Genomic DNA, 26,393 nt, shown 5'->3' with positions numbered 1-26,393 from the left:
TGGCCGGCCGATGCGGGCACTTCGCGGCGAACCATCGGTTGCGTCAGACGAACGCACCGTGGCAGTGCTTGAACTTCTTGCCGGAGCCGCAGGGGCAGGCCTCGTTGCGCCCGACCTTGCCCCAGGTCGACGGATCCTCAGGATCGCGCTGCTCCGGGGGGACGACGGTCGTCGCATAGGCTGCCACCAGGACTTCGCCGTCCTCGAACTCGTCTTCGCCGGTCGTCGCGTCGACGTGGTGGCCTACAGTCTGCGGCACCGCGGGCGGCGGGGCCTCGGCGGCCTCGCGCACGAGTTCGACCCGCATGAGCTGCGCCGTCACCGCCTGGCGGAGATTGCCGAGCATGGCCTGGAAGAGCTCGAACGCTTCCGACTTGTACTCGTTTAGGGGATCGCGCTGGGCGTAGCCCCGGAAGCCGACTACGGAGCGGAGATGGTCGAGATTGACCAAATGCTCGCGCCAGAGATGATCGAGTGTCTGCAGCAGTACAGACTTCTCGACATAGGTCATGATCTCGGGCCCGAAGCGCTCGGCGCGATCTTTTGCCATCGCTTCGGCCGCTTGCGTCAGTCGCTCGGTGATCTGCTGCTCGTCGATGCCCTCTTCCTGCGCCCAAGCCTCTACCGGCAGGTCGAGATTAAGATTGGTGCGAATGCCCTCAGCGAGGCCCTTAATGTCCCACTGCTCTGCATAGGCATTCTCGGGAATATGCTTGGTGACGAGTTCCTCGACGACGTCCTGGCGCATCTCGGCAACGGTTTCGGAGAGGTTCTCACCGTCCATGAGTTCCTTGCGCTGCTCGAAGACGACCTTGCGCTGATCGTTCATCACATCATCGTATTTCAGCAAGTTCTTGCGGATGTCGAAGTTGCGTGCCTCGACCTTCTTCTGCGCCTTCTCGAGCGCCTTATTGATCCATGGATGGATGATGGCCTCATCTTCCTTGAGACCGAGTTTCTGGAGCATTCCATCCATCCGCTCGGAGCCGAAGATCCGCATCAAGTCATCTTGCAGTGACAGGAAAAACTTGGATCGACCGGGATCGCCCTGGCGTCCCGAACGGCCGCGCAGCTGGTTGTCGATGCGGCGCGACTCGTGACGCTCAGTCGCCAGCACATAGAGTCCCCCCGCCGCGAGGGCCTCTTCCTTTAGTCGCTGGACATCCTCACGAATAGCTTTTTCGCGAGCGTCCCTCTCCGGCCCCTCCGGAACCCCTGCGAGTTCGTGAGCGATACGCATATCGGCATTACCGCCCAGTTGGATATCGGTACCGCGGCCGGCCATGTTGGTGGCGATGGTGATCGCGCCGGGCTTGCCCGCCTGCGCGACGATCTGCGCTTCGCGCTCGTGATGGCGGGCGTTGAGGATTTCGAAATTTGTAATCCCCTCCTTGCGCAGGCGCTCTGCGAGATACTCCGACTTCTCGATCGAAGTGGTTCCGACCAAGATGGGCTGTCGCTTGACGCTGGCTTCCTTGATCTCGCGAGCAATCGCCTTGAACTTCTCCTCGACCGTCCGATAGACCTCGTCGTCCTCGTCGATTCGAGATACGGGCAGGTTTGTCGGAATTTCCGAGACACCGAGTCCATAGATGTTTCCGAACTCCTCGGCTTCGGTCGATGCCGTGCCGGTCATGCCGGCAAGCTTGCCGTACATGCGGAAATAGTTCTGGAAGGTAATCGAAGCGAGCGTCTGGTTCTCCGGCTGAACCTTGACATGCTCTTTGGCTTCCAACGCCTGGTGCAGGCCTTCCGAATAGCGGCGACCCGGCATCATGCGGCCTGTGAACTCGTCGATGATAACAATCTCGTCATCACGAACGATGTAGTCCTTGTCGCGCTGGAAAAGTCTATGAGCTTTCAGCGCGTTGTTGACGTGATGGACGATCGACACATTCTCGACATCGTAGAGCGAAGCACCCTTCAAAAGCCCTGCTTCGCGCAGCAAATTTTCCAGCTTCTCGGTGCCCTCCTCGGTAAAGGTGGCCGTACGCTGCTTTTCATCGATTTCGAAGTCGGACGCTTCCAGTCGGGGGATGAAGGTGTCTATCTGATTGTAAAGTTCGGAACGGTCGTCAAGCGGGCCGGAGATGATCAGCGGGGTGCGCGCCTCGTCAATCAGGATCGAATCCACTTCGTCGACGATTGCGTAGTTGTGACCGCGCTGGACCATCTGCGAGCGCTCGTACTTCATATTGTCGCGCAGATAGTCGAAGCCGAGTTCGTTGTTCGTGCCATAAGTGACGTCACAGGCATAGGCAGACTTGCGTTGCTCGTCGCTGATACCGTGAACGATGACGCCAGTGGTCAGACCGAGGAAGCCATATACGCGGCCCATCCACTCGGAATCGCGCTTGGCGAGGTAGTCGTTCACGGTGACGACATGCACACCTTTGCCGGTGAGCGCGTTGAGGTAGACTGGCAGCGTCGCGACCAACGTCTTGCCCTCGCCGGTGCGCATCTCGGCAATGCCGCCGTCATTCAGGACCATGCCGCCGATCAGCTGCACATCGAAGGGACGGAGACCGATTGCCCGTCGCGCCGCCTCCCGAGCCACGGCAAAGGCCGGGATGAGAAGATCCGAAAGTTCACGGCCATTGACCAATTCCGCGCGGAACTCGTCGGTCTTGCCACGAAGCGCCTCGTCGGAGAGAGCCTTCATTTCTGCTTCCAAGGCGTTGATAGCGGCGACCCTCGGTCGCAGCGATTTCACGCGCCTATCATTGGCCGAACCGAAAATCTTGCGGGGGAGGCCACCGAGACTGACCATTCAATGGTCCTTTCAAAAGAAACCGCTCCGGCGTGGGCCGGCGGGATCGCGCCTTTGCGGGGTTTTCAGCGCGGTCCTCAACCAAAAAAGCGCCCGGAAAACGGTTCTGGACGCCAAGTCGAAGGACAGATAAGAGGGGGCGCTGGCGATGTCAACGTTCGCCGCCGGAGCCTCCGTTCGCCAAATTTCGCCTTATTCTGGCGCGAAAGCCTGCGCCCCAAGCTTCCATCTGGAGAATTCCGATGCGTCCTATCGTCTCCCATCGCTCGTTTGCCGCATGCTGCCTTGCTCTTGGGCTGGTGTTCGCGGCTCCTGCCGCGGTGTTCGCCCAGGACCCGGCCCCGAACATGGGTGTCGTCGCCATCGTGAACGGTTCGCCCATAACCGAGAACGACCTTGAAATGGCGCAGGGCGACCTCGGCCCGCAGTTCGCCCAACTTCCCGAGGAGCAGAAGCGTGCAGCCGCACTGAGCGCAGCCATCGAGATCCGCCTTCTGGCCGACAGGGCCGACGAAGAAGGGTTGGACGAGACCGATGCATTCAAGAGCCGGATGGAGTTCCTGCGCCAGCGCGCGCTCCACAGCGCCTTCATCGAAACTAATGTCGCGGCAGAGGTGACCGACGAAGCAGTTCGCGCACGCTATGACAAGGAGATTGCGGCAACGCCACCGACCAACGAAATACGCGCGCGCCACATCCTCGTAGCGACGAAGGAAGAGGCGGAAGCCATCATCACAGAACTCGATGCGGGCGGTGATTTCGAAGCGATCGCGAAGGAGAAGTCCACCGATGGTGCTGCCGCGCAGGGTGGCGACCTCGGCTTTTTCGGTCCCGGCCAGATGGTTCCGACTTTCGAGCAAGCTGCCTTTGCGCTGGAAGTGGGCCAGTTCTCCAAGGAGCCGGTTCAAACGCAATTCGGTTTCCACGTCATCAAGGTCGAGGACAAGCGTACCCAGCAACCGCCAACCTTCGAACAGGTCAAAGAGCAGGTCCGCACTCTGTTGTTCAGAGAAACATACTTCGCTGCCGTACAGGTGCTACGTGACGCAGCTACAATCGACGTGCAGGATCCGGCGCTGAAGGAAGCACTTGGCGCAGATGAGGATCGGGACACCGCTCAGTAAGCTCGACCAGTACACGGCCCATCATACCATGTCCAGCACCGTCTCGCCGCTTGCCCCGCTCAATCACCCCGTCCTCCCGCCAATCGAGGGCGTGCGCATCGCGACCGCCGAGGCGGGCATCAAGTACAAGGGCCGTACCGACCTACTGGTAATGACTTTCGACGTGGGTACGGCGGTTGCCGGTGTTTTAACCCGTTCGAAATGTCCTTCTGCGCCGGTCGATTTCTGCAGACAGAATCTTCCGGCCGGCAAAGCGCGCGTACTGGTGGTCAACTCCGGCAACGCCAATGCCTTCACTGGGAAGAAGGGACGGCAGACGACCGCGATGACGGCCGAGGCTGCCGCCGCAGCCGCCTTGTGCAGTCCGGACGAGGTCTATCTCGCTTCAACCGGTGTCATCGGCGAGCCACTGGATGCCACCCGATTCTCGCACCTCCTTTCAAGCCTGACCGCAGAGGGTACAGCCGATCGCTGGGCAGACGCTGGAAAGGCGATCATGACCACGGACACCTATCCGAAGTATGCTACCGAAACGGTGAAATTGGGTGGTGTCGACGTTACTATCAACGGCATAGCCAAGGGTGCCGGGATGATCGCGCCTGACATGGCGACGATGCTCTCCTTCGTAGCCACCGATGCACCAATAGAAGCTCGGGTGCTGCAACGGCTGTTGAAGCGTGGCGCCGATTCGACCTTCAACGCTGTCACAGTGGATAGCGACACCTCCACCAGCGACACGCTGCTCATTTTCGCAACAGGCGCTGCGGCCGGGCGCGGGGCACCGCGCATCACGTCGGAAAAGGATCCAGCGCTTGCGCCGTTCAGACGCGCACTGAACCGTCTCCTGAAGGACCTTGCCCTCCAAGTCGTGCGCGACGGTGAAGGCGCGCGCAAGGAAATCGAGATCTCTATCTCCGGGGCCACGTCTTCTCGCTCGGCCAAGCGTATTGCTCTCTCGATCGCCAACTCGCCTCTGGTCAAGACCGCCGTGGCCGGCGAGGACGCGAACTGGGGCCGCGTGGTCATGGCGGTGGGCAAAGCTGGCGAACCAGCCGACCGCGACCGCTTGGCGATCTGGTTCGGCGACATTCGCGTTGCGCATGAAGGCGAGCGCGACCCGAACTACGCGGAGGCGGCCGTCTCAAACTACATGAAGAACGATCGCATTCGAATCGGTGTCGACATCGGTCTCGGTCGCGGAAAGGCTACGGTGTGGACGTGTGATCTCACCAAGGAGTACGTCGCCATCAACGGGGACTACCGCAGCTAGATCGGGGGCCGAGTGCGGACTGGACTGGTCAACATGCCTGAATTGGCAATGGTTAGACGCTACGAGGCCGCTGGCTTCCGCGCATGGCCAGCGTCTTTCGTGCAGTATGATGGAACCTGGGTGATCCGGCTCACAGCAGGCCTACCCGCCAAACGCCTAAACTCGATCAACCCGCTTGATCCGGGCGACGGATCGAACATTCTCGATCGGATCGCTCGCGCGGAGCGTCGATTCGACGCTTATGGCCGGCCGCTCACCTTTCGTATTTCGCCGCTCGCGGGCGCGAACCTCACGAGACATCTCGATCGAGAACGCTGGCTGAGCTTCTCTGAATCGATTGTCATGCGACTGGCGCTCGACAACGCACACCTAATTGGCGTGATGGACCAGATCCCGATGAAGGACATCGGGCGCTTCGTCAGCGCAGCGTTGCAGGTCCACAATATGGAACCGGCAATGCGACCAGGGTTGTCAGAGGTCATAGGTTCCATTGAACCGGAGGCAGGCCTGTTCGTCTCCAAGGAGGGGGACGAACCCGTCGCAACTGCGATCTGCGTCCAGGATCGGGACCTTGCCGGGTTGTTCGAGGTAGCTACCAAGCCCGAACTGCGCGGCAAGGGTTTCGGCCGGCAAGTTGTGTTGTCGGCGCTCAAATGGGCACGGCATCGCGGCGCGCGTGAGGCTTGGTTACAAGTAGAAGCGGACAACGCGCCCGCTGTGACGCTTTATCGATCACTGGGCTTTGCCGACGTGTATCGGTATCACTACCGAAGGCCGCAGGCCTCCTGATGATGTCCGGGAGCCAGAGTCGTATCCTGCTCGTCGCCGCCTGCGCACTCGTTGATGCCGACGGTCGCGTGCTTCTCGCCGAACGTCCGGCAGGCAAGGCCATGGCAGGCCTATGGGAGTTCCCCGGTGGAAAGGTAGAGGCCGGGGAGACACCGGAGGAAACGCTGATCCGCGAACTTCGCGAAGAGATCGGCATCGAAACAAAAGCCGCCTGTCTGGCACCGCTAACCTTTGCAAGCCACTCCTATGAGGGGTTCCATCTGCTGATGCCGCTGTTCGTGTGTCGCCGGTACGAAGGCATCGCGCGCGGGCTTGAAGGACAGCAACTCAAATGGGTTCGCGCGCGCGACATGCGAAGTTATCCGATGCCGCCCGCCGACGAACCGTTGATTCCATTCCTCATCGATCTCCTCTAAAGCCACTCCAGCGCCGTTTTCGTTGTCAACAGCGTTAAAGAATCGTTCAGGCCGGCATGCGATTCTTCATCAGCGAGGAGCCGTGGCGGCGGAAACCAAGACGGTGTTGGAGATCGAGCATGCAGACGGGAGAGGACTGGAACGGCTCTCACAGAAGTTTCGTCTTGGGCAGCACCCTTCGTCTCACGCTGATCGTCAGCGCGGTTGCGGTTGTCCTTGGACTGGTTGTCGCACCCCTCGCCGAAGGTGGTCTGAGGGGCAAGGCGGGTGTCGAGCGGTTGGACTTCATCTCGACCGGATCCATTGACATCAATCGCAGCTACACGATCCGCCGCAGCGTTCTCCAGTCACGCCCCGATTCGGTCTGCATCATCCGTGACAATGGCGCGCGAAGCGGCGATTGCGGCTGAACCGCCTCCACGGGGCTGCCACCAAGCGGAAGCGATGGTTAACCACGCCGTTTAAGAGAATATTCCCGGCTGCACGGTAGATTGGCGGCCAATCAGGGGAAAGTGCTACCGCCGATGCTCATAAAATTCTGGATCAACGAGAGCGGCGCAACGGCAATCGAGTACGGGCTCATTGCCGCGGTGCTCTCGCTTGCGATTATTGGCGGAATCGGAAATGTGTACGATGCGATCGAGTACCTCTTTGGCGAACCCACGTCTGCTCTCAGCACCACGCTGAATTGACCTGATTTTAGGTGCCCTCACGCGGTCTAAGCACCTCCGCTAGCGAGACCGTCCCGGAGCCAGGCTTCAACGGCTGTTGTTGCGAATCGTGCGGCGCCCAACCCGCCATCCAAACCAGATTGAAGGTCGCGCGGATTCGGCCATCCGCGTCCGCGAAACGCTCTCGATAGAGTTCGGCCGCGCGTAGGAACAATTCGCGCCGGGTCGGGCGCTTCAGGCGACCAAGCAATGGATTCGTTGCGCCCATATTGCGAAGGTCGCGCAGCAAGCCGAACATATCTTCGTAACGAACCGTGACGGTATCAACATCAGCGACAGGAAGGGCAAAGCCTGCGCGCTGCAAGAGCGCGCCGGCATCGCGTACGTCGGCGAAAGGATTGACGCGGGGGCTAACGCCGCCGGTGATTTTCGTTTCGGCGATGAGAAGGGCTTCGCGCAATTCAGCCAGCGTCCCTGCGCCCGCAAAGCAAGCCAAAAACAGCCCGTCGGGCCGTAGTGCGCGACGCATCTGGACCAATTGGCCCGGCAGGTCATCCGAATCCTGAAGGTCGAGCACCGAAACGACGAGGTCCAGGCTCTCGGGTTCGAGCGGGAGCCGATCGTCCGAGGCCACCACCCCATCGTCCGGCCCAAGGAAGAACTTGTCGGCTTCAATCCGAACGACCTCGCCGACCTTGCCGGAAAATTTGAGCGCTTCCGAAAGATGCGGTGTCCAGCCTTTGACCGCGGCGGCGCGCGCAAAAAACCGATCGACGGCGGAGAGACGGTCGACGAGATCATCAATGACGCGACGCAGGAGAAAGTCCGCACCATCGACCGGATAGGCAAACGCCCTCTTCCGCCGGCGGATCACCAAACCGGGTTCGAACAACACATCCATCCGTTACCGCCTTTCAACGAAACTCACGGAGCCGATGGGCTGACCCAAGGCCATCTGCTAGGCTCTTGCCCATTGGAGAGCGTGGTGGCCGATCCGACACTCGATATCAAGCGCAGAATGGCCGCGCTGGCAGGCAGTGCCGCGCGCATTCTGTTTCCGCCGCTCTGTGGAGGCTGCCGCACCATCGTCAGTATCCCAGGTTCGTTGTGCGGTACATGTTGGCGCGAATTGAGGATGATCGAGCGGCCTTGGTGCGAGATCCTGGGAACGCCCTTTCCGGTCGACATGGGAGAAGACGCGGTATCGCCGGCAGCAATTGCGAATCCGCCGGCGTTCGACCGGGCAAGGTCGGCCGTTGCATATACCGGCGTAGCGCGGCGGATGGTACAGGCACTCAAGTTCAACGACCGAACCGACCTCGCGCCATGGATGGCGGTGTGGATGCTTCGCGCGGGAACCGAACTGACCGCCCAAGCCGACATTGTCGTTCCAGTGCCACTGCACCGTCGGCGGTTCCTCTGGCGCCGCTTCAACCAGTCGGCGGAACTTGGACGGGCCGTGGCCAGAGCGAGCGGTCTGCGTTTCGAGCCGGACCTCGTCAAACGCCGCCGCCACACCCTCCAGCAAGTCGGGCTCGGCCGTACAGAACGTGACGAAAACGTGCGTGGCGCGTTCGTGGTGGACAAGGCCTCGCGCGAAGCGATTCGTGGGCGACGCATCTTACTTGTAGACGACGTTTACACGACAGGCGCAACGGTCTCGTCCGTCGCGCGTTCGCTCAAGCGAGCCGGGGCCGGAGGCGTCGATGTGCTCACCTTCGCGCGTGTTCTGCCGGAGGACTTTCTCGATACTGCAACTGACCCTATATAAGGGCGCCATCCGGAACCATGCCATGCCCGACGTCACGATTTACACCCGCATGATGTGCGGCTATTGCAGCGCCGCAAAGCGGCTTCTCGACCGGAAGGGAGTGTCCTATGCGGAGCGCGATGCCAGCTTTTCTGCGGAAATCCGCACGGAAATGGTGGCGCGCTCCGGTCGCAACACGTTTCCTCAGATCTTCATTGGGGATGTCCACGTCGGCGGTTGCGACGACCTTCATGAAGCGGAGGAGACCGGTCGCCTCGACAAGCTTCTTTCCGGGAACGCATGAAGGGTCGGGATATGAACGTATTCAAGGTCGCGGCCCTGCAGATGCGGTCGGGAACTGATCCCGACGCCAACGCCCGCGCGTTCGAGACGATGGTGCGCGAGGCGGCAGGATTGGGCGCGCGCTACGTCCAGTCTCCGGAAATGACGGGTGGGCTGGTCCGCGATCGTGAGACGTTGCGTTCGATCCTGAAGAACCAGTCGGAGGACATCATCGCGGAAACGGCTTCGAAACTCGCAGCCGAACTCGGCATATTCATTCATGTCGGCTCTACCGCGATCGCACTCGATGACGGCAAGGTTGCCAACCGGGCGTTCCTGTTTGCATCGGACGGAACGCTGGTGACAACCTACGACAAGATTCACATGTTCGACGTCGATCTGGACAATGGCGAAAGCTGGCGCGAATCCGCTACCTACCAGCCCGGACAGCGGGCGGTGGTTGCAATGCTCGACGAAGCCCGCATAGGGCTCGGCGTCTGTTACGATCTGCGGTTCCCGCAGTTGTTCCGAGTGCAGGCCTTGGCCGGAGCGCATATTCTCACCGTACCCGCCGCTTTCACCCGACAGACCGGCGAGGCGCACTGGCACGTGCTTCTGCGCGCCCGCGCCATCGAGAACGGCGCGTTCGTGATCGCCGCCGCACAGGGTGGCCGGCATGAGGACGGGCGCGAGACCTACGGCCATTCCATGATCATCGATCCGTGGGGACGCATCGTGGCAGAGGCGGATCATGACGAACCATCAATCGTGATCGCCGAGATCGACACCGAGGCGTCCGCGGCGGCGCGGCGCAAGGTTCCGAACCTGAAGAACGCCCGCGAATTCGTGCTCGACGAGATCGTGCCCCTCGCTTCGCCGCGGAGTGCCGCCTTGTGATCCATTTCTCGCTGCGCTGCGACCGCGACCATGACTTCGATGCCTGGTTTCGCAACAACGAGGATTTCGAGACGCAGGCCGCGAGGCGTTTGATCGAATGCCCGCAATGCGGGTCTGGCCACGTTTCCAAGTCGCTGATGGCGCCCTCCGTATCGACCGGCCGCAAGCGCGAGCAGATCGCGCTCGCGATGGGTGAAGAGCAGAAGCGCATCCTGATGCAACTCAAGGAACTGACCGAGAAGGTGAAACAGGAGGCCGATTACGTCGGCGACAAGTTCGCGGATGAGGCACGAAAGATTCATTTTGGCGAGGCGGAAGCGCGCGGCATCTATGGCCAGGCGACGTCCGAAGAAGCGCGCGCATTGGTCGAGGATGGCGTGGAGTTTATGCCCATTCCTGTCTTCCCGGATGACAGGAACTGACACGGGCGACATTCTACCGCCCACTTCACCCTGACATCCGGAAGCTCCCCATGAAACCAGTTCGGGATTCTGCGCCAGCGCTGCTGCTGATCACTGGCGGCCTGCTCGGCATGATCTTCCCTCTTGGCAAGATTGCCGGCGAGGCGGGCGTTTCGCCGGTGATCTGGTCCTTCGTGATTTCATTCGGTGTTGCGGCAACGCTCGTCACCGTTGACGCAGTGCGCGGCGGACTGCGCAGGCCGGACGCGCACAGCCTGCGTTACTTCATCCTCGCGGGGACGATTTCCTACTGCATTCCGAACATCATCGTTTTCGCCGCCATCCCGCATCTGGGCGCGGGCTTCACGGCTATCATGTTCACGCTTTCGCCGGTGATAACACTCTGCTTTTCGATACTGCTCAAGTTGCGACGGCCGAATGGACTAGGCATCGCCGGTATAACGATCGGCTTTGCTGGCGCCCTGGTGGTTGCGACAACGCGCGGCGAGCTCGGCCAACCCGCCTCGGCGGCCTGGGTGGCACTGGGACTGCTCATCCCCGTGGCACTGGCCCTCGGCAACATCTACCGCACCCTAGACTGGCCGGCCCATGCGGGTTCGCTGGAATTGGCATATGGCAGCCATTTCGCGGCAGCAGCCGTCCTCGTTGTGGTCGGCGCCTGGTCACCCTGGGGCTTCGATCCTTCGCCATTGGTGGCCGTACCGCTCGAGACCTTGGTGCAGGTCCTGTCGTCGGCCGGCATGTTCGTGTTCTTCTTTCGCTTGCAGGTGGTCGGCGGGCCAGTCTATCTCAGCCAAATGGGCTATGTTGCCGCAGCCCTCGGCCTCGTCTCCGGAATGATTTTCCTCGGCGAGTCCTATGGGCTCCTGACTTGGGTGGGAGCCGCCATCATTGCCATCGGCGTTGGCATGACCACGCGCGCGCAGTCACAGGGCAGTTGATTCCCGAAGCGAAGCCCCGCGCCTACGCGCTCAGGACAGGGCGGGCTTGTGCGCCAGAACCATGTAGTTGACGTCGAGGTCGCGCGATTTCTGCCAGCGATCGGCCAGTGGATTGTAGGACACGCCGGTACGATCGATGATCGTCATACCCGATTCCGACAATGCCTGCTCCAGTTCGTCCGGCCGCACGAGCTTCTCATACTGATGTGTGCCCCGCGGCAACCAGCGCAGCACATACTCGGCTCCGACGATGGCAAGGCCGAGCGCCTTGAGCGTCCGGTTGATGGTGGCAACAAACATGATGCCGCCCGGCTTCACCATCTGCGCACATTTTGCCAAGTAGAGCGGAACGTCGGCGACATGCTCGACGACTTCCATGTTAAGTATGACGTCAAACTGCTCGCCCGCGTCGGCGAGATCCTCCGCCGTCGTGGCCCGGTAGTCGATCGAAACGCCACTCTGCGCGGCGTGCAGCCTCGCTACCTCGATGTTGGTCTCGGACGCATCGGCGCCGACTACCGTTGCCCCCAAGCGCGCCATCGGTTCGCAAAGGAGCCCGCCACCGCAGCCAATGTCGAGAAACCGAAGTCCATCGAAAGGCCGGCTCGAATGCGGATCGCGGCCAAACTGTTCTGCGACACGGTCGCGGATGTAAGCCAAGCGAACCGGGTTGAACTTGTGCAGAGGCTTGAACTTGCCCTTGGGGTCCCACCATTCGGCCGCCATCATCGAGAAGCGTTCGACTTCGGCGGCGTCGATGGTCGTTCTACGAGCTTCGGACATGCGCGGTCTCCTCTACGACACTGCAAGGTGGGTGGCGGGCCGGCAATGTCAAGACATCCGGGTCAGCGCATTTCAAGGGCTGTCAGCGGCCGGCGAAGACGCGCTTGGGCTTGAACATGCCGGCCTCGATCGCTCCGATGGCGACGAGCCGTCCACGAGCGGTCACGCAGGCCTCCTCGGCCTCTACGGGCGCGTCACGCCCGCGCACGATAACTGGATTGCCAAGCCGGATCTTGACCGCGGCATCGTCTGAGACGGAGACCTGCGGCATGCAGTCGAGCGCAGCTCCGGTGTCCACCATGAGCGCGTCTATGGCCGAGAAGCGCTCCCTTTCTGTACGCGGGTCGATGATGCGTCCCTCATCGTCCGCATCGCCCACGGGAACGGCCAGTGCGGACGCGGCTTCGAGTTCCTCAAGCGTGACGAGTTCATCAGGCGTGAAGGGCTCTACTTCGACGCGGCGCAACTCCGAGATGTGTCCAAAGCAGCCGAGGTCGCGGCCCATGTCGCGGGCCAGTGAGCGGACGTAGGTGCCCTTGCCGCACTCGACTTCGAACACGGTCCGGCGTTCGTCCAGCCACTCGATCAGGTCGAGCCGGCCGATTTCGACCTCGCGCTCCGGGATGTCGACGGTCTCGCCTTCGCGCGCAAGGTCGTAAGCCCGCTCGCCGGCGATCTTGATGGCGGAGAACTGTGGCGGCGTTTGCATGATCACGCCCGTGTACTTCGGCATCAGCGCCCGTACCTGGTCGTCGGTGGGGCAGTGATCCGACGTCTTCGTCGCCACGCCCTCCAGATCGTCGGTCGAGCGTTCCTCGCCCCAGGTAACGGTGAAACGGTATACCTTGGCGCCGTCCATGACATAGGGAACAGTCTTCGTAGCCTCTCCGAGCGCGATCGGCAGCATGCCGGACGCCAACGGGTCGAGAGTTCCGGCATGACCGGCCTTGTCGGCCTTGAACAGCCACTTGATCTTGGCGACGGCGTCGGTGGATCCCATGCCGTGCGGCTTGTCGAATACCACCCAGCCCGAGATCGGGCGACCCTTCTTCTTTCCGCGCCGCGCCATCAGTCTTGGTCCTCTTCGCCGTCACGATCGAGGTCGCGGGCCACTTCGGGCGAACGCAGCAACTGGTCGATCTTGCTCATGTTGTCGTAACTGGTGTCGAGCCGGAAGCGGAACTCCGGCATGTACTTCATTTGCCGCAACGCCCCGGATACCCGCCCGCGAATGAATTTCGCGTTCTGCGCCAGCGCTTTGATAACGGCATCTCCGTCCTTGGTGCCAAGTGGCGTCACGAAGGCGGTGGCTATTTTCAGGTCGGGAGACATGCGGACTTCGGAGATCGAGATAACCGTGTTCTCGATGACCTCGTCGAGTACCTCGCCGCGCTGAAGCACGTCGGAAAGCGCATGGCGCACCTGCTCGCCGACGCGAAGCATGCGTTGGGAGGGACCGGAGGCGGAAGAAGACATGATTTCAAATCCTGGATCGTGCGCGAGGGATCGAACCGCGCCACACGTCTCGAAAAGTCAATGGGGCGGCAACGCGCCGCCCCGCTCAAAGGATATCCGTGTAGGACTACAGTGTCCGCGTGACCATCTCGACGCGGAAGCACTCGATGATGTCGCCTGCGCGAATGTCCTCGTAGTTCTGGAATGCCATGCCGCACTCCTGGCCAGCTGGTACTTCGGATACCTCATCCTTGAAGCGCTTCAGCGTCTTCAGCGTGCCTTCGTGAATCACCACGTCGTCGCGGATCAGACGGACGCCCGCGCCACGTTCGACGCGACCCTCGGTGACGCGGCAACCCGCCACCCTGCCGGTCTTGGTGATGTTGAAGACCTCGAGGATCTCCGCATTGCCGAGGAAAGTCTCACGGCGCTCCGGCGACAGGAGGCCTGACATCGCCTGCTTCACATCATCCACAAGGTTGTAGATGATGTTGTAGTAGCGGATTTCGACGCCTGCCTTCTCGGCAGCCAGAAGCGCCTGCTTGTTGGCCCGTACGTTAAAGCCGATGATAGCCGCGCTCGATGTCTCCGCCAGCGACACGTCGCCCTCGGTGATGCCGCCAGCGCCCGCATGAACGATGCGCGCGCGGACTTCGTCTGTGCCGAGCTTGTCGAGCGCGACCGAGATCGCCTCGATCGAGCCCTGCACATCGCCCTTGATGACCAGCGGGAACTCCTTCAGTCCGGAGGTCTGGAGCTGCGACATCATCTGCTCGAGCGAGCCGCGCTGGCCGGCATGCTTGGCCACGGCCTTGTCGCGTGCCAAACGCTGACGATACTCGGTGATCTCGCGGGCGCGAGCCTCGTTTTCCACGGTGGCGAAGCGATCGCCGGCCTTCGGCGTGCCTTGGAGGCCGAGAACCTCGACCGGGGTCGATGGGCCGGCATCCTTGATCTGTTCGCCGCGATCATTGATCAGCGCGCGGACGCGACCCCACTGGTCGCCCGCCACGATGATGTCGCCTGGAAGCAGCATACCGGTCTGCACCAGCACGGTCGCGACCGGGCCGCGGCCCTTGTCCAGCTTCGCCTCGATCACGACACCTTCCGATGTGCGCTCCGGATCGGCGCGAAGGTCGAGCAGTTCGGCCTGAAGCAGGATAGCCTCGAGAAGCTTGTCGAGATTGATCTTCTTGGTCGCGGAAACCTCGACGTCGAGCACTTCGCCGCCCATGGTCTCGACGAACACCTCGTGTTGAAGCAGCTGCGTACGAACCTTCTGCGGGTCGGCATCCGGCTTGTCGATCTTGTTGATGGCGACGATGATCGGGACCCCGGCTGCCTTCGCGTGGCTGATGGACTCGATCGTCTGCGGCATCACGCTGTCGTCTGCCGCAACCACCAGAACGGCGATATCGGTGGCTTGCGCACCACGCGCACGCATTGCCGTGAAGGCGGCGTGGCCCGGCGTGTCGATAAAGGTGATCTTCTGACCATTCTTCTCGACCTGATAGGCGCCGATGTGCTGGGTGATGCCGCCTGCTTCGCCGGAAACCACGCTGGTCTCCCGGATGGCGTCGAGCAGCGAGGTCTTGCCGTGATCGACGTGACCCATGATCGTAACGACGGGAGGGCGCTGCGACTGATTTTCCGGCTTGTCCGCGATGTTGAACAGGCCTTCCTCGATGTCGGACTCCGCGACACGCTTGACCGTGTGCCCGAATTCGCTTGCGACCAGTTCCGCCGTGTCGGCGTCGATGACATCGCCCGGCTTCAGAATCTGACCCTGCTTCATGAAGAACTTGACCACATCCACGGCGCGCTCGGCCATGCGGCCGGCGAGTTCCTGAATGGTGATGGTCTCGGGAACGGTCACCTCGCGCGAGATCTTCTCGCGCGGTTCCTGGTGCATCGCGCGCTTGAACTTCTCCTGGCGGCGACGCATCGACGACAGCGAGCGGCCACGCGCTTCGTCGCCGGACAGGGCGCTGTTCAGCGTCAGCTTGCCGCGGCGGCGATCCTCGTCTCTAGTGGTCTTGGCGGGACGCGCAACCTCGACGGCGGGCGCGCGCTTAGGCGCGATCACTGGACGAGCCTTGCTCTTGGATTCTGTTTCCTCGGCGACCGGCTCGGCCTCAAGCTGGGGCGCGCGGCGTCGAGCCTCTTCCTCCGACCGACGGCGCGCTTCGGCCTCGGCGGCCAAGCGGGCTTCCTCTTCGGCCTGACGGCGAGCGGAATCTTCGCGCTCCTTGCGGCGACGCTCGTCTTCCTCCGCCCGGCGAAGGGCATCTTCCTGGGCGCGCTTGCGCTCCTCGGCCTCGCGTCCGCGAGCGCCTTCCAGCGCGCGGCGCCTAGCTTCCATCTCGTCGCCAGACAATTCGTTGAGCACCATGCCCGAGCGTTCCGGCTGCTGCGGCAGGCGCACGCGATCGGACTGCACCGGCTGGGTGGACCCCGCCTGACGCGGCGCCTGCGGCTGCGGGCGCGGCGCAAGCGTCAGGGGCTGACCGCTGCCCTCCGCACGTTCTCCGGGCGCGGAGAATTTGCGCTTCTTCGTTTCGACGACGACAGACTTCGTCCGTCCGTGCGAGAAGTTCTGACGCACAGTACCCTGCTCGACGCCGGGGCGCTTCAGGGTCAGCGTCTTCTTCGTGCTCACGGTCAGCGTCTTGTCGTCGCCTGATTTCGTATCCGTCATTCCGTATCCTTATGAGGCGTCGTCGTCACCGGAACGCCTTCAACCGCCGCGCGGCCATCCGGAGGTCCGCCCCGGTAACGGTCAAGCGCAACCGCGCGCCTGAATGCCGCCTTGCCTGCGTCCTGCGCGAGCACGGCAGCATGTATCACATTTGCCCCCCCCATTGCCAAACCCATTTCGGCTTCCGAAAGGAGTTTGTAGGCGGGTATCTCCGGACCGCCCAGATGGACGGTTGCTTTGCGAGCCTGGGTCATCTTTCGAACCCCATCCTCCGCTGCCTCGAAGGCGTGGAGGACGAAGAGCGCCTTGCCCGACCGTATCGCGGCATCGACCTTCGCCGAGCCCAATGCCACAGCGCCTGCCTTGCGCGCAAGACCAAGCCCGCCGGACAACGCTTTCACCATCAGCGAGTCGACGAGGACGCCGAGTTGCGGGTTGACCGTCACCTCAGCCTTCAAGCCCCGGCGAAACAGCTTCTTGCGAACCGCCTCGTCGACACGCGTCCGTTCAGCCGTGACCCAGCAGCCCCTGCCTGGCAAGTTCCGCTTCAGGTCGGGAACGACCGACATGTCCGGCCCTGCGACGAAACGGATCATCTCGTCCGGCTCGCCCACACGGCGGGTCACGATGCATGTCCGCTCGACCATGCCGTTCAACAGCGTCTCCCTGCCGGCCTCGGCCCAAGTCAGGCTTCCGCCGCCTCCCCTTCCGCCTCCTCGATAGCGAGATCGTCCTCGGATATCCAGCCAGCCTGCAGACGCGCCGAAAGCACCATCTGCTCAGCATCGGCACGGCTCACACCATGCGCAGCCAAAACGCCAGGAAACATCTTGGTTTCCCCGTCCTTTCGCTCCTTCCAGCCAACGAGATCGTCGACCGCATAGCCCGCGAAATCCTCGATCGTCTTCACGCCATCTTCACCCAAGGTCACCAGCATGGCCGTGGTTACGCCAGGAACATTGCGCAGCTCGTCTTCGACTCCCAATTCGCGGCGCTTGGCGTCATGCTCTTCCTCGATGCGATCGAGGTATTCGCGCGCCCGCGCCTGGATTTCCGAAGCGGTGTCGTCGTCGAAGCCGTCGATCGAGGCGATCTCGGACGCATCGACATAGGCGACCTCCTCGACCGAAGTGAAGCCCTCCGATGCCAGTACCTGGCCGACCATCTCGTCGACGTTCAGCGCGTCCATGAACAGGGTCGATCGCTCGACGAATTCCTTCTGGCGGCGCTGCGATTCCTCTTCTTCGGTCAGGATGTCAATGTCCCAACCGGTCAACTGCGAGGCCAGACGAACGTTCTGGCCACGGCGGCCGATTGCCAGAGATAGTTGGTCATCCGGCACCACGACTTCAATACGTTCCGCGTCTTCGTCGAGAACGACCTTGGCGACTTCCGCCGGCTGAAGGGCGTTGACGATGAAGGAGGCAGCGTCGTGAGACCAGGGGATGATGTCGATCTTCTCGCCCTGCAATTCACCGACGACCGCCTGCACGCGGCTGCCGCGCATGCCCACACAGGCGCCGACCGGATCGATCGACGAGTCACGCGAGATCACTGCAATCTTGGCCCGGGAACCCGGGTCGCGTGCAACCGACTTGATCTCGATGATGCCATCATAGATTTCCGGCACTTCCATCTGGAAGAGCTTCGCCATGAACTGCGGATGGGTGCGCGACAGGAATATCTGCGGCCCGCGCTGTTCTCGGCGGACGTCGTAGACATAGGCGCGCACGCGGTCGCCGTATTTGAAATTCTCGCGCGGGATGAGTTCGTCACGGCGAATGATGGCTTCGCCACGACCAAGATCGACGATCACGTTGCCATATTCGACACGCTTGACGGTACCGTTGATGATCTCGCCGATGCGGTCCTTGTACTCGTCGTACTGGCGGTCGCGCTCGGCTTCGCGAACTTTCTGGACGATGACCTGCTTGGCCGACTGGGCAGCGATGCGACCGAAGTCCATCGGCGGAAGCTGCTCGGCGATGAAATCGCCGACCTGAGCGTCCGGATTGCGATCACGCGCGTCGCGCAGCGATATCTGCCGGGCAAACTCGTCGACGTTCTCCACCACCTCCATCAGCCGCTGAAGCTTCATCTCGCCCGTGTTCGGGTTGATGTCCGCACGGATGTTGGTTTCCTGGCCGTAACGCGAGCGCGCCGCCTTCTGGATCGCATCCGCCATCGCGGCGATCACAATCGACTTGTCGATCGACTTTTCGCGCGCGACCGCATCTGCGATCTGCAAAAGTTCGAGTCTGTTTGCACTGACTGCCATGTGGTGGTCTCCCTTGTATCGCCCCGGCCGCACGGCCAGCCGGCGATCTCAGTCTTCAGCGTTGTTGTCGTCTTCGCCGTCGGCATCTTCACCGCGGCGCTTCTTCTGCTCCTGACGCGCCTTCTTGTCGGCCCGCAAAGCGTCCCGCACGAGATCATCCGTCAGGATGAGGCGCGCATCCGAAATGGCATCGAAGGGAACACGGACCACCGGTTCATCGCCGTAGCTTGCGACGTCGCGCTCGATGACGACATCCATCTCGGTGGTCTCGGCGATCTTGCCGCGGAATCGCTTCCGCTCCGCCACGGGCATCGAGGTCTCGAGCTTGATCAGGTGGCCTACCCACTGTTCAAAGTCGGACTTGCGGACAAGCGGGCGGTCGATACCCGGCGACGAGATTTCGAGATGGTATGCCTTGTCAATCACATCCTCGACATCGAGCAGCGGCGAAATGGCCTTGCTGACCTCCTCGCAATCCTGCACGGTCATGGTGCCATCCAGCCGCTCCGCCATGATCTGAAGCGTCATCCCGTTCTGGCCGGACAACCGAACCCTGACGAGGCGGTAGCCCATCGTCTCGATCAGTGGCCTTATCAGCAAAGCCACGCGCGCATCCGTTCCAGTTTCTCGGATGATGCGGTCGTCTGCCTGTGTGTCGGTATCAGCCATGCCCTGCATTGCTCTCATTGCGACCGTGCGGGTAACAAAAAAGAGCGGGTCCGGGAGGGCCCACTCTTGTTCCGTACGACCAAGAATTCGCGCTTGATATACAGGAGCCGGCGGTTCATTTCAAGCGCAGCCGCGTCTTGATGTCGAACCGTGGGGAGACGGGCGTGCAAAGCTAGTCGCAAATCTGAAACCGGGACCCTCGTCGACCGTTGACGCGACCGACAAGCTCGACTATAAGCCGCGACCACTGAGGCGGCCTACCCGGCCGCCCGTTTGTTTTCGCGCCTGCCGGCTGTCGTGCAGAGCGTCCGTCTGAAGAACGAGAGAGGCGACATGGCCAATACCAGCTCGGCCAAGAAGGCAACGCGCAAGATCGCGAGCCGGACGGCTACCAACAAGAACCGCCGTTCGCGGGTCAGAACCTACGTTCGCAAGGTTGAGGAAGCACTTGCGTCCGGCGACAAGTCGGCAGCGGCGGACGCGTTCCGCGCAGCCCAGCCGGAATTGATGCGCGCCGCCACCAAGGGCGTCATGCATCGCAACACTGCCTCGCGCAAGGTGTCCCGCCTGGCGCAGCGGCTCAAGGCTCTCGAAGCCTGACATACCCGTCAGACGAGCCGCCCGGCTCGCTCGACCAGACCCGGCCTCGCGGCCGGGTTTTTTGTTTTTAATGACAGGCGGATTACGCCTTGTGGCTCCCTTACGCAGCGGCAGAAAACATCCTTTGCCGGCGCCCCACCCAGACCTTCCGGGGCTTTTAAAGCGCACCTTCTCGGCGTTGCGCCGCGATCAGAAAATACCGTTATAGATCAGTCACTTATAGAAGGTTGTCCACAGCTTGTTCGCCCCGGGTCGGCTCCCTGCGGGAATAACTCGTGTCAAGCTGAAATTTGGATTTTTTTTTGCAGCCGGACACCGAATTTCTCCCCCGACTGAAAGGGGTTGATTCGTAAAGGGATAAACCGGGCGGGCTGTCATACAAGCCTCGAATCGACGGCACGAAGAGCGTCGATCCTTAAAAAACCGTGAAACACGGACTTGCTCTCCCAAGGCCATTTTTCTAAGGTCCAGACATCGAAAGGGGCAGGGCCCAAGGCCACAATCCCAAGAAATTTTAACCGATGCAACGCCGGAAATTTTTCGGCGGTCGGGCGAAATTTGTCCTTTCGATGCGGCCGAAATGCCGCGTTGAAGCATGGCGAGAACGGGGACGTCCGGGCACTGCCTCGACGGTTCTTGCCTGCCTCGGTTGGGAGCGGTTTGTACAACCGTGTGCGAGTAGGTGCGCCGTCCGCTACGGGCGGCAGGGGTCGGGTAGCAAGAATGGCGGCGTCAGCCGCGGACATACGAGGAAGACGCGCATGGCGTGCCATGCGCGAGGGGTACGCTTTTGCTATGAAGACGACGAGAAGAAGGAACGAGGACATGTTTGGCGGCATTGAAACGGGAGCCGATGCGGCGCTTCCTTTCATCCCAATGAGCGGTGGAGAACCAGCAATGGCTGACGCGGGGACGGACGCGGGCTCGATCTTCGAGAAGCTCCGGGCCCAATTGCAGGCTCGGCTCGGCGTTGACGTCTACTCCAGCTGGTTTGGACGCATGAAGCTTGCGGAGGCTTCGCGCGGCATCGTCCGGCTGTCTGTGCCGACGGCTTTTCTGCGCTCCTGGATCAACAACCACTATCTGGCGCTCATCACGGACATCTGGAAGGTCGAGGATGCGGGCTTGTTGCGACTGGAAATCGTCGTAAGGAGCGCCACGCGGGCAACTCGCGGCGCGATCGAAGTGGAGGAAACCAGACCAAAAGCTGCGCCCCGGTCCTCCCAGACCGCACTCTCCAGCGGTACCGTCAACCCATCCAGGCCTGCTCAGCCGCGGGCGACGCCGGACACATCCAATCGGCAAAGCATTCTCGGATCGCCGCTCGATGCGCGCTATACCTTCGAATCCTTCGTCGACGGCCCATCCAATCGGGTCGCTTTCGCCGCCGCGCGCGCCGTTGCGGAAAACGCGCCTGCTTCGCTTCGCTTCAACCCGCTGTTCGTCCACGCGTCGGTCGGGCTCGGCAAGACCCATCTCCTGCAGGCGATCGCTGCGGAATCGCTATCGCGGCGTCCGTCATCCCGGGTCGTCTACCTGACGGCGGAGTACTTCATGTGGCGCTTCGCCACTGCAATCCGTGACAACAATGCGCTGATGCTCAAGGAGCAGTTGCGCGACATCGACCTGCTGATCATCGACGACATGCAATTTCTCCAAGGCAAGTCGATCCAGCACGAGTTCTGCCACCTGATCAACATGCTGCTCGACAGTGCCAAGCAAGTGGTCGTCGCCGCCGACCGCCCGGCCTCCGAGCTGGAATCCCTTGAGCCCCGGGTCCGTTCGCGGTTGCAGGGCGGCGTCTCGCTCGAAATGTCGTCGCCCGACATGCCGATGCGGCTTTCCATGCTCAAGCAGCGTCTCGACTCGGCGCGTCAGGACGACCCCGCCATCTCGATCGCCGACGATATTCTCGAGCATGTCGCACGCACGGTCACCGGCAGCGGGCGGGAGCTGGAAGGCGCCTTCAACCAGCTGCTTTTCCGCCAGTCCTTCGAGCCGGACCTGACGATCGAGCGGATCGACGAACTGCTGGGACACATGTTCCGCTCGGGCGATCCGAAGCGCATCCGTATCGAGGACATCCAGCGCATCGTTGCCCGGCACTACAACGTGTCGAAGACGGAACTTCTGTCCAACCGCCGCACCCGCACGATCGTCAAGCCGCGGCAGGTCGCCATGTACCTCGCCAAGGTGATGACCCCGCGGTCGCTTCCGGAGATCGGGCGCAGGTTCGGGGGTCGCGATCATACGACGGTGCTCCATGCCGTGCGCAAGATCGAGAACCTGTCGGGCACGGACGAAAAGCTGGAGCAGGAGCTCGAACTCCTGCGCAGGCTGATCAACGACCAGGCCTGAGCGGCCGATTGCAGCGTTTCATCGACAAGCCCGGGGAATTATCCCCGGGAAAGCCCGCGTTACTGCAGCCAACCCCTCGCGCGGGCTTGCCTTCGCGGTGTTTTTGCTGTCATTTTGACCGCCTGCCGGCCCGGGATGCGGGCCGTTCGTTTCTGTGCTTCGCCCCGAGGCAATCCTGACAACGTCCACAGGCCCCAAGTCGTCATGCGCGTCACCCTCGAACGTTCCAACCTGCTGAAGTCGTTGAACCACGTGCATCGCGTGGTGGAGCGACGCAACACGATTCCCATTCTGTCCAACGTGCTGCTGAAGGCGGAAGGCGCTGTTCTCGAGATGAAGGCGACGGATCTCGATCTCGAAGTGACGGAGGCGACCCCCGCGCAGGTGGAGCAGTCCGGCGCGACCACCGTGCCCGCGCACCTGCTCTATGACATCGTCCGCAAGCTGCCGGACGGATCAGAGGTGATGCTGCGCACCGATGCCGACGGCCATACCATGTCCGTGACGTCGGGACGGTCGAGCTTCAAGCTCCAGTGCCTGCCGCAATCGGATTTCCCGGAACTGTCGGCCGGCTCCTTCTCGCACATCTTCCGCCTCGACGCGCCGGCACTGAAAGGCCTCATCGACAAGACGCAGTTTGCGATTTCGACCGAAGAGACGCGCTACTACCTCAACGGCATCTTCCTGCATGCCCATGAATCCGGCGGCAAGCTGATGCTGCGCTCCGTGGCGACCGACGGCCACCGGCTGGCGCGCGCCGAGATCGAGGCGCCGGCGGGCTCTGAAGGCATGCCCGGCGTGATCATCCCGCGCAAGACGGTGAGCGAATTGCAGAAGCTCGTCGACAATCCCGACATCAAGGTGGTGGTCGAACTGTCGGACACCAAGATCCGGTTCACGATCGGCAGCGTGGTGCTGACGTCGAAGCTGATCGACGGCACCTTCCCGGACTACCAGCGCGTCATTCCGTCCGGCAACGACAAGCGGCTGATCATCGACCGGCAGAGCTTCGCCGCCGCTGTGGACCGCGTCTCGACCATTTCGTCCGAGCGGGGCCGCGCCGTGAAACTGGCCATCGCCGACGGCCAGGTGACGCTGACGGTCAACAATCCGGATTCCGGCAGTGCGGTCGAAGAAATCGCGGCTGACTACGATGCCGATCCGATCGAGATCGGCTTCAATGCCCGCTACCTGCTGGACGTCGCCGGGCAGCTCGGCGGCACCAACGCCCAGTTCATGCTGGCGGACGCCGGATCGCCGACGCTGATCAACGACACCGCGGACGAGCAGACCCTCTATGTCCTGATGCCGATGCGCGTCTGACGGTCGTGCCGGACGACACGACCATCCGGGGCGCGCCGCCGCCGGTGACGATCGGCAAGCTCAGGCTGACGAATTTCCGGAACTACGCGTCCCTTTCGGTCGATTTGTCGCCCGGGGCCGTGGTGCTGACCGGCGACAATGGCGCCGGCAAGACGAACCTCCTGGAAGCGATCTCGCTGCTGTCTCCCGGGCGAGGGCTGCGCCGCGCCGCCTATGCCGAGATCGCGCGCGATGGCGCGGCGGGCGGCTTCGTGGTTCACGCCCATGTGGACGGGCCGGAGGGCGAGGCCGACATCGGCACCGGCGCGGGTGGAAGCGATCCGGATGCCGAGGGCGCCGTGCGCAAGGTTCGCATCAATGGCGCCCCTGCACGCTCGGCCGACGACATGCTGGAATGGCTGCGGGTGATGTGGCTGACGCCGGCCATGGACGGGCTCTTCACCGGTCCCGCCGCCGACCGCCGCCGGTTCCTCGACCGGCTGGTGCTGACGATCGACCCGGGCCATGGCCGTCGGGCGCTCGACTACGAAAAGGCGATGCGCGGCCGCAACCGGCTGCTGTCCGAGGGATCGCGCAACAGTGCCTGGTTCGACGCGATCGAGACCCAGATGGCCGAGACGGGCGCGGCGATCGCGGCCGCCCGCTTCGAGATGGTGCGGCTTCTCAAGGCCATGATCGAGCGCGCACCGGACACGGGCCCCTTCCCCAAGGCCGACGTCGCCCTGTCGGGCGTGCTGGAGGCCGGCCTGGCGTCGGGCGCGGCCGTGGATGCCGAGGAGGATTTTCGCGCCAGGCTGGCGGAAGGCCGCGAACGGGATCGCGCGGCTGGCCGGACGCTGGAAGGGCCGCACCGCTCGGACCTCCTGGTGCGCCACCGCCCCAAGGACATGCCGGCCGAGCTCTGCTCCACCGGCGAGCAGAAGGCGCTGCTGGTCGGGCTGGTGCTGTCGCATGCACGCCTGACCGGGGAGCTTTCCGGCATGGCCCCGATCCTGCTGCTGGACGAGATCGCGGCGCATTTCGACCACCGCCGCCGCGCCGCCCTGTTCGGCATCCTCGACGACCTGGGATGCCAGGTCTTCATGACCGGCACCGAACGCGAACTCTTCGCGGCGATCGAAGGCCGCGCCCGGTTCCTGACGGTGTCAGCAGGCGCCGTATCGACAGGCTGACATCGCCGGCCGGGAGCCCTATGATCGGGTGATGATCGCCTCGCCATCCCCGCCGCTGTCGACGGAAGAGCTGCAGCGCTACGCGCGCCACATCGTGCTGCCGGAGATCGGCGGCCCGGGACAGCAGAGACTGAAGCGCGCCCGCATGCTCGTCATCGGCGCGGGCGGGCTCGGCGCGCCGGTGCTCGAATATCTCGCGGCGGCCGGGGTGGGCACGCTCGGCATCGTCGACGACGACACCGTGTCGCTGTCCAACCTGCAGCGGCAGGTGATCCACGACACGGCCTCGGTCGGCCGGGCCAAGGTGGACAGCGCCGCCGAGACCATCGGCCGCATCAACCCGCACGTCGTCGTGGAAAGGCACCGCCTGCGCCTCGACGCCGGCAATGCGGCGGACCTCGTGTCCGCCTACGACGTCGTCATCGACGGGTCCGACAATTTCGACACGCGCTATGCCGTGGCCGATGCCTGCGCGGCGGCGGCCAGGCCGCTGGTGGCGGCCGCCGTCGGCCGCTTCGACGGATCGCTGACGGTGCTGAAGCCCTTCGAGACCGGCGCGGACGGCGCGCCGCTGCCGTCCTATCGCGACCTGTTTCCCGAGCCGCCGCCGGCCGGCCTGGTGCCGTCCTGCGCGGAGGCCGGCGTGCTCGGCGCGCTGACCGGGGTGATGGGCACGCTGCAGGCGATGGAGGCGATCAAGCTGATCGCGGGCATCGGCGAGCCGCTGGTCGGCCGGATCCTGCTCTACGACGCGCTGGGCGCGCGGTTCGACGTCATGCGCTACAAGGCGCGACGACAGGCGGCGGAGTAGCGGGCGCCCATGCTCGACCTGACCGACGAGGAACGCGCCATCGCCGACGGCCGGGACGGCCCGGGCGCGGCAATGGCCATGCGCATCGTGGCCGACAGCGCCCGCCTGCTCGGCGCCGACCGGCTGATCCCCGTCGCGTCGGCCCATATCGACGGGGCGCTCTACCATGGCGATTCGGGCACGCTGTTTGCCGAGAAGCTGGTGGAGGGCGGGGCGACGGTCGCCGTGCGCGCCACGCTCAACGTCGGCGCGCTGGACCTGACCGGCAGCTGCCGGGTGCGGCTGGACGGGGCGCGGCGCGACATGGCGAAGCGGATGATGCAGGCCTATCGCGCGCTCGGCTGCGAGCCGTCCTGGACCTGCGCGCCCTACCAGGCGGGCCACCGGCCGGCGCCTGGCACCGACGTGGCCTGGGGCGAGTCCAACGCGGTGGTGTTCTGCAACTCGGTGCTGGGCGCCCGCACGAACCGCTACGGCGACTTCCTCGACATCGCCTGCGCCATTGCCGGACGCGCGCCGCGCGTGGGCCTGCACCTGGCCGAAAACCGCCGCGCGACCGTGGTCTTCGACGTGTCCGGCCTGTCGCCGGGCTTCCTCGCCGCCGAGATCGCCTGGCCGGTGCTGGGCAGCCTCTACGGCCGGATGGTGGGAGACGCCATCGGCGTGGTGACCGGCATCGCGGCCCATCCCGGCGAGGACGCGCTGAAGGCCTTCGGCGCGGCCGCCGCCTCGTCGGGCGCGGTCGGGCTGTTCCACGTGGCGGGCGTCACCCCCGAAGCGGCCGACCTCGACGCCGCGACCGGTGGTCTTCCGCCCGCGACGACGATCCGCGTGACGCCGGCGATGGCGGCGGACGCGCAGGCGAGGCTGTCGACCGCCGGGCCGGTGGACCGCATCGACAGATCGGAAGAGCG

At 63.2% G+C, this 26,393-nt stretch carries 26 protein-coding genes; 17 read left to right on the top strand and 9 right to left on the bottom strand.

What is annotated here, in order from left to right; all coding sequences use genetic code 11:
* Positions 1-43: 43 nt before the first annotated feature.
* The gene (gene secA / locus EJC49_RS11945; protein ID WP_126700157.1) at positions 44-2,770 is read right to left on the bottom strand and encodes a preprotein translocase subunit SecA; all 2,727 of its coding nucleotides are present in this window, start codon (positions 2,768-2,770) and stop codon (positions 44-46) included.
* A 242-nt stretch (positions 2,771-3,012) separates the two neighbouring features.
* Here secA and EJC49_RS11940 point away from each other — a divergent pair, with 242 nt between their 5' ends.
* The 6 genes from EJC49_RS11940 to EJC49_RS11915 all read left to right on the top strand — a co-directional run bounded on the left by EJC49_RS11940 (position 3,013) and on the right by EJC49_RS11915 (position 7,061).
* On the top strand, positions 3,013-3,894 hold the full coding sequence (locus tag EJC49_RS11940; protein WP_126700156.1) for a peptidylprolyl isomerase: 882 nt from the start codon (positions 3,013-3,015) through the stop codon (positions 3,892-3,894).
* A gap of 28 nt (positions 3,895-3,922) precedes the next feature.
* The gene (argJ, locus tag EJC49_RS11935; protein WP_126700155.1) at positions 3,923-5,164 is read left to right on the top strand and encodes a bifunctional glutamate N-acetyltransferase/amino-acid acetyltransferase ArgJ; all 1,242 of its coding nucleotides are present in this window, start codon (positions 3,923-3,925) and stop codon (positions 5,162-5,164) included.
* A 33-nt stretch (positions 5,165-5,197) separates the two neighbouring features.
* On the top strand, positions 5,198-5,953 hold the full coding sequence (locus EJC49_RS11930) for a GNAT family N-acetyltransferase (protein WP_126700154.1): 756 nt from the start codon (positions 5,198-5,200) through the stop codon (positions 5,951-5,953).
* A 2-nt stretch (positions 5,954-5,955) separates the two neighbouring features.
* Positions 5,956-6,369, top strand: a complete 414-nt coding sequence (locus tag EJC49_RS11925; protein WP_126700211.1) for a (deoxy)nucleoside triphosphate pyrophosphohydrolase — start codon at positions 5,956-5,958, stop codon at positions 6,367-6,369.
* A 119-nt stretch (positions 6,370-6,488) separates the two neighbouring features.
* Positions 6,489-6,779, top strand: coding sequence for a hypothetical protein (locus EJC49_RS11920; RefSeq protein ID WP_126700153.1), 291 nt, complete (start codon positions 6,489-6,491; stop codon positions 6,777-6,779).
* An 81-nt stretch (positions 6,780-6,860) separates the two neighbouring features.
* The gene (locus EJC49_RS11915) at positions 6,861-7,061 is read left to right on the top strand and encodes a Flp family type IVb pilin (RefSeq protein WP_245453375.1); all 201 of its coding nucleotides are present in this window, start codon (positions 6,861-6,863) and stop codon (positions 7,059-7,061) included.
* A gap of 7 nt (positions 7,062-7,068) precedes the next feature.
* Here EJC49_RS11915 and EJC49_RS11910 read toward each other — a convergent pair whose 3' ends face one another.
* Entirely contained in the window at positions 7,069-7,941 is an 873-nt protein-coding gene (locus EJC49_RS11910) for a methyltransferase domain-containing protein (RefSeq protein ID WP_126700152.1), read from the bottom strand.
* Between the two features lie 84 nt (positions 7,942-8,025).
* Between EJC49_RS11910 and EJC49_RS11905 the strand changes: the two genes are divergently transcribed.
* Genes EJC49_RS11905 through EJC49_RS11885 form a run of 5 tightly spaced genes read left to right on the top strand, consistent with a single transcriptional unit; the run spans position 8,026 to position 11,332 of the window.
* Positions 8,026-8,811, top strand: coding sequence for a ComF family protein (locus EJC49_RS11905; RefSeq protein ID WP_425358810.1), 786 nt, complete (start codon positions 8,026-8,028; stop codon positions 8,809-8,811).
* Between the two features lie 22 nt (positions 8,812-8,833).
* Positions 8,834-9,094, top strand: a complete 261-nt coding sequence (gene grxC, locus EJC49_RS11900) for a glutaredoxin 3 (RefSeq protein ID WP_126700151.1) — start codon at positions 8,834-8,836, stop codon at positions 9,092-9,094.
* A gap of 11 nt (positions 9,095-9,105) precedes the next feature.
* Entirely contained in the window at positions 9,106-9,969 is an 864-nt protein-coding gene (locus tag EJC49_RS11895; RefSeq protein WP_126700150.1) for a carbon-nitrogen hydrolase family protein, read from the top strand.
* Positions 9,966-10,391, top strand: a complete 426-nt coding sequence (locus EJC49_RS11890) for a DUF1178 family protein (RefSeq protein ID WP_126700149.1) — start codon at positions 9,966-9,968, stop codon at positions 10,389-10,391. The genes EJC49_RS11895 and EJC49_RS11890 overlap by 4 nt, the downstream gene beginning before the upstream one ends.
* 50 nt (positions 10,392-10,441) lie before the next feature.
* On the top strand, positions 10,442-11,332 hold the full coding sequence (locus EJC49_RS11885) for a DMT family transporter (protein ID WP_126700148.1): 891 nt from the start codon (positions 10,442-10,444) through the stop codon (positions 11,330-11,332).
* Between the two features lie 30 nt (positions 11,333-11,362).
* Here EJC49_RS11885 and ubiG read toward each other — a convergent pair whose 3' ends face one another.
* The 7 genes from ubiG to rimP form a co-directional block, all read right to left on the bottom strand.
* Complete coding sequence (gene ubiG, locus EJC49_RS11880) at positions 11,363-12,115, bottom strand: bifunctional 2-polyprenyl-6-hydroxyphenol methylase/3-demethylubiquinol 3-O-methyltransferase UbiG (RefSeq protein WP_126700147.1); 753 nt, start codon at positions 12,113-12,115, stop codon at positions 11,363-11,365.
* 82 nt (positions 12,116-12,197) lie between these two features.
* Positions 12,198-13,184, bottom strand: a complete 987-nt coding sequence (gene truB, locus EJC49_RS11875) for a tRNA pseudouridine(55) synthase TruB (RefSeq protein ID WP_126700146.1) — start codon at positions 13,182-13,184, stop codon at positions 12,198-12,200.
* Positions 13,184-13,591 (bottom strand): 30S ribosome-binding factor RbfA, encoded by a 408-nt coding sequence (gene rbfA / locus EJC49_RS11870; RefSeq protein WP_126700145.1) that lies wholly within the window; start codon positions 13,589-13,591, stop codon positions 13,184-13,186. The genes truB and rbfA overlap by 1 nt, the downstream gene beginning before the upstream one ends.
* Before the next feature lie 106 nt (positions 13,592-13,697).
* Positions 13,698-16,268 (bottom strand): translation initiation factor IF-2, encoded by a 2,571-nt coding sequence (gene infB / locus EJC49_RS11865; protein ID WP_126700144.1) that lies wholly within the window; start codon positions 16,266-16,268, stop codon positions 13,698-13,700.
* On the bottom strand, positions 16,265-16,915 hold the full coding sequence (locus tag EJC49_RS11860; protein WP_126700208.1) for an RNA-binding protein: 651 nt from the start codon (positions 16,913-16,915) through the stop codon (positions 16,265-16,267). The genes infB and EJC49_RS11860 overlap by 4 nt, the downstream gene beginning before the upstream one ends.
* Before the next feature lie 38 nt (positions 16,916-16,953).
* A complete protein-coding gene (nusA, locus tag EJC49_RS11855) occupies positions 16,954-18,546 on the bottom strand; it encodes a transcription termination factor NusA (protein WP_126700207.1) in 1,593 nt (530 codons plus the stop codon).
* 48 nt (positions 18,547-18,594) lie between these two features.
* On the bottom strand, positions 18,595-19,215 hold the full coding sequence (gene rimP / locus EJC49_RS11850; RefSeq protein WP_126700143.1) for a ribosome maturation factor RimP: 621 nt from the start codon (positions 19,213-19,215) through the stop codon (positions 18,595-18,597).
* Positions 19,216-19,548: 333 nt separating this feature from the next.
* On the opposite strand from rimP, the gene rpsT reads away from it, so the two are divergent.
* The 6 genes from rpsT to EJC49_RS11820 all read left to right on the top strand — a co-directional run.
* Positions 19,549-19,815, top strand: coding sequence for a 30S ribosomal protein S20 (rpsT, locus tag EJC49_RS11845; protein ID WP_126700142.1), 267 nt, complete (start codon positions 19,549-19,551; stop codon positions 19,813-19,815).
* An 897-nt stretch (positions 19,816-20,712) separates the two neighbouring features.
* Positions 20,713-22,173, top strand: a complete 1,461-nt coding sequence (dnaA, locus tag EJC49_RS11840) for a chromosomal replication initiator protein DnaA (protein WP_126700206.1) — start codon at positions 20,713-20,715, stop codon at positions 22,171-22,173.
* A 204-nt stretch (positions 22,174-22,377) separates the two neighbouring features.
* Positions 22,378-23,496 carry a DNA polymerase III subunit beta gene (gene dnaN, locus EJC49_RS11835; protein ID WP_126700141.1) on the top strand — a complete coding sequence of 373 codons (1,119 nt, stop codon included), beginning with the start codon at positions 22,378-22,380 and terminating at the stop codon, positions 23,494-23,496.
* A 5-nt stretch (positions 23,497-23,501) separates the two neighbouring features.
* Positions 23,502-24,668 carry a DNA replication/repair protein RecF gene (recF, locus tag EJC49_RS11830; RefSeq protein ID WP_245453374.1) on the top strand — a complete coding sequence of 389 codons (1,167 nt, stop codon included), beginning with the start codon at positions 23,502-23,504 and terminating at the stop codon, positions 24,666-24,668.
* Positions 24,669-24,699: 31 nt separating this feature from the next.
* Positions 24,700-25,479: a molybdopterin-synthase adenylyltransferase MoeB gene (locus EJC49_RS11825; protein WP_126700140.1), complete on the top strand. Its 780-nt coding sequence runs from the start codon at positions 24,700-24,702 to the stop codon at positions 25,477-25,479.
* 9 nt (positions 25,480-25,488) lie between these two features.
* A partial coding sequence (locus EJC49_RS11820) for an aconitase X (protein ID WP_126700139.1) occupies positions 25,489-26,393 on the top strand: 905 nt, incomplete at its 3' end.

Origin of the sequence: Aquibium carbonis (genome assembly GCF_003970795.1) — a bacterium.
GTDB classification, from domain to species: domain Bacteria; phylum Pseudomonadota; class Alphaproteobacteria; order Rhizobiales; family Rhizobiaceae; genus Aquibium; species Aquibium carbonis.
This window is presented reverse-complemented; position numbering and strand designations above follow the sequence as displayed.

Coding starts and splice junctions, on each gene's coding strand:
- nusA (WP_126700207.1), bottom strand. CDS start 18,546: ATGGCAGTCAGTGCAAACAGACTCGAACTTTTGCAGATCGCAGATGCG.
- rpsT (WP_126700142.1), top strand. CDS start 19,549: ATGGCCAATACCAGCTCGGCCAAGAAGGCAACGCGCAAGATCGCGAGC.
- EJC49_RS11860 (WP_126700208.1), bottom strand. CDS start 16,915: ATGGTCGAGCGGACATGCATCGTGACCCGCCGTGTGGGCGAGCCGGAC.
- secA (WP_126700157.1), bottom strand. CDS start 2,770: ATGGTCAGTCTCGGTGGCCTCCCCCGCAAGATTTTCGGTTCGGCCAAT.
- EJC49_RS11925 (WP_126700211.1), top strand. CDS start 5,956: ATGTCCGGGAGCCAGAGTCGTATCCTGCTCGTCGCCGCCTGCGCACTC.
- infB (WP_126700144.1), bottom strand. CDS start 16,268: ATGACGGATACGAAATCAGGCGACGACAAGACGCTGACCGTGAGCACG.
- ubiG (WP_126700147.1), bottom strand. CDS start 12,115: ATGTCCGAAGCTCGTAGAACGACCATCGACGCCGCCGAAGTCGAACGC.
- dnaN (WP_126700141.1), top strand. CDS start 22,378: ATGCGCGTCACCCTCGAACGTTCCAACCTGCTGAAGTCGTTGAACCAC.
- EJC49_RS11825 (WP_126700140.1), top strand. CDS start 24,700: ATGATCGCCTCGCCATCCCCGCCGCTGTCGACGGAAGAGCTGCAGCGC.
- truB (WP_126700146.1), bottom strand. CDS start 13,184: ATGGCGCGGCGCGGAAAGAAGAAGGGTCGCCCGATCTCGGGCTGGGTG.
- EJC49_RS11940 (WP_126700156.1), top strand. CDS start 3,013: ATGCGTCCTATCGTCTCCCATCGCTCGTTTGCCGCATGCTGCCTTGCT.
- EJC49_RS11920 (WP_126700153.1), top strand. CDS start 6,489: ATGCAGACGGGAGAGGACTGGAACGGCTCTCACAGAAGTTTCGTCTTG.
- argJ (WP_126700155.1), top strand. CDS start 3,923: ATGTCCAGCACCGTCTCGCCGCTTGCCCCGCTCAATCACCCCGTCCTC.
- EJC49_RS11895 (WP_126700150.1), top strand. CDS start 9,106: ATGAACGTATTCAAGGTCGCGGCCCTGCAGATGCGGTCGGGAACTGAT.
- EJC49_RS11885 (WP_126700148.1), top strand. CDS start 10,442: ATGAAACCAGTTCGGGATTCTGCGCCAGCGCTGCTGCTGATCACTGGC.
- grxC (WP_126700151.1), top strand. CDS start 8,834: ATGCCCGACGTCACGATTTACACCCGCATGATGTGCGGCTATTGCAGC.
- rbfA (WP_126700145.1), bottom strand. CDS start 13,591: ATGTCTTCTTCCGCCTCCGGTCCCTCCCAACGCATGCTTCGCGTCGGC.
- rimP (WP_126700143.1), bottom strand. CDS start 19,215: ATGGCTGATACCGACACACAGGCAGACGACCGCATCATCCGAGAAACT.
- dnaA (WP_126700206.1), top strand. CDS start 20,713: ATGGCTGACGCGGGGACGGACGCGGGCTCGATCTTCGAGAAGCTCCGG.
- EJC49_RS11930 (WP_126700154.1), top strand. CDS start 5,198: ATGCCTGAATTGGCAATGGTTAGACGCTACGAGGCCGCTGGCTTCCGC.
- EJC49_RS11910 (WP_126700152.1), bottom strand. CDS start 7,941: ATGGATGTGTTGTTCGAACCCGGTTTGGTGATCCGCCGGCGGAAGAGG.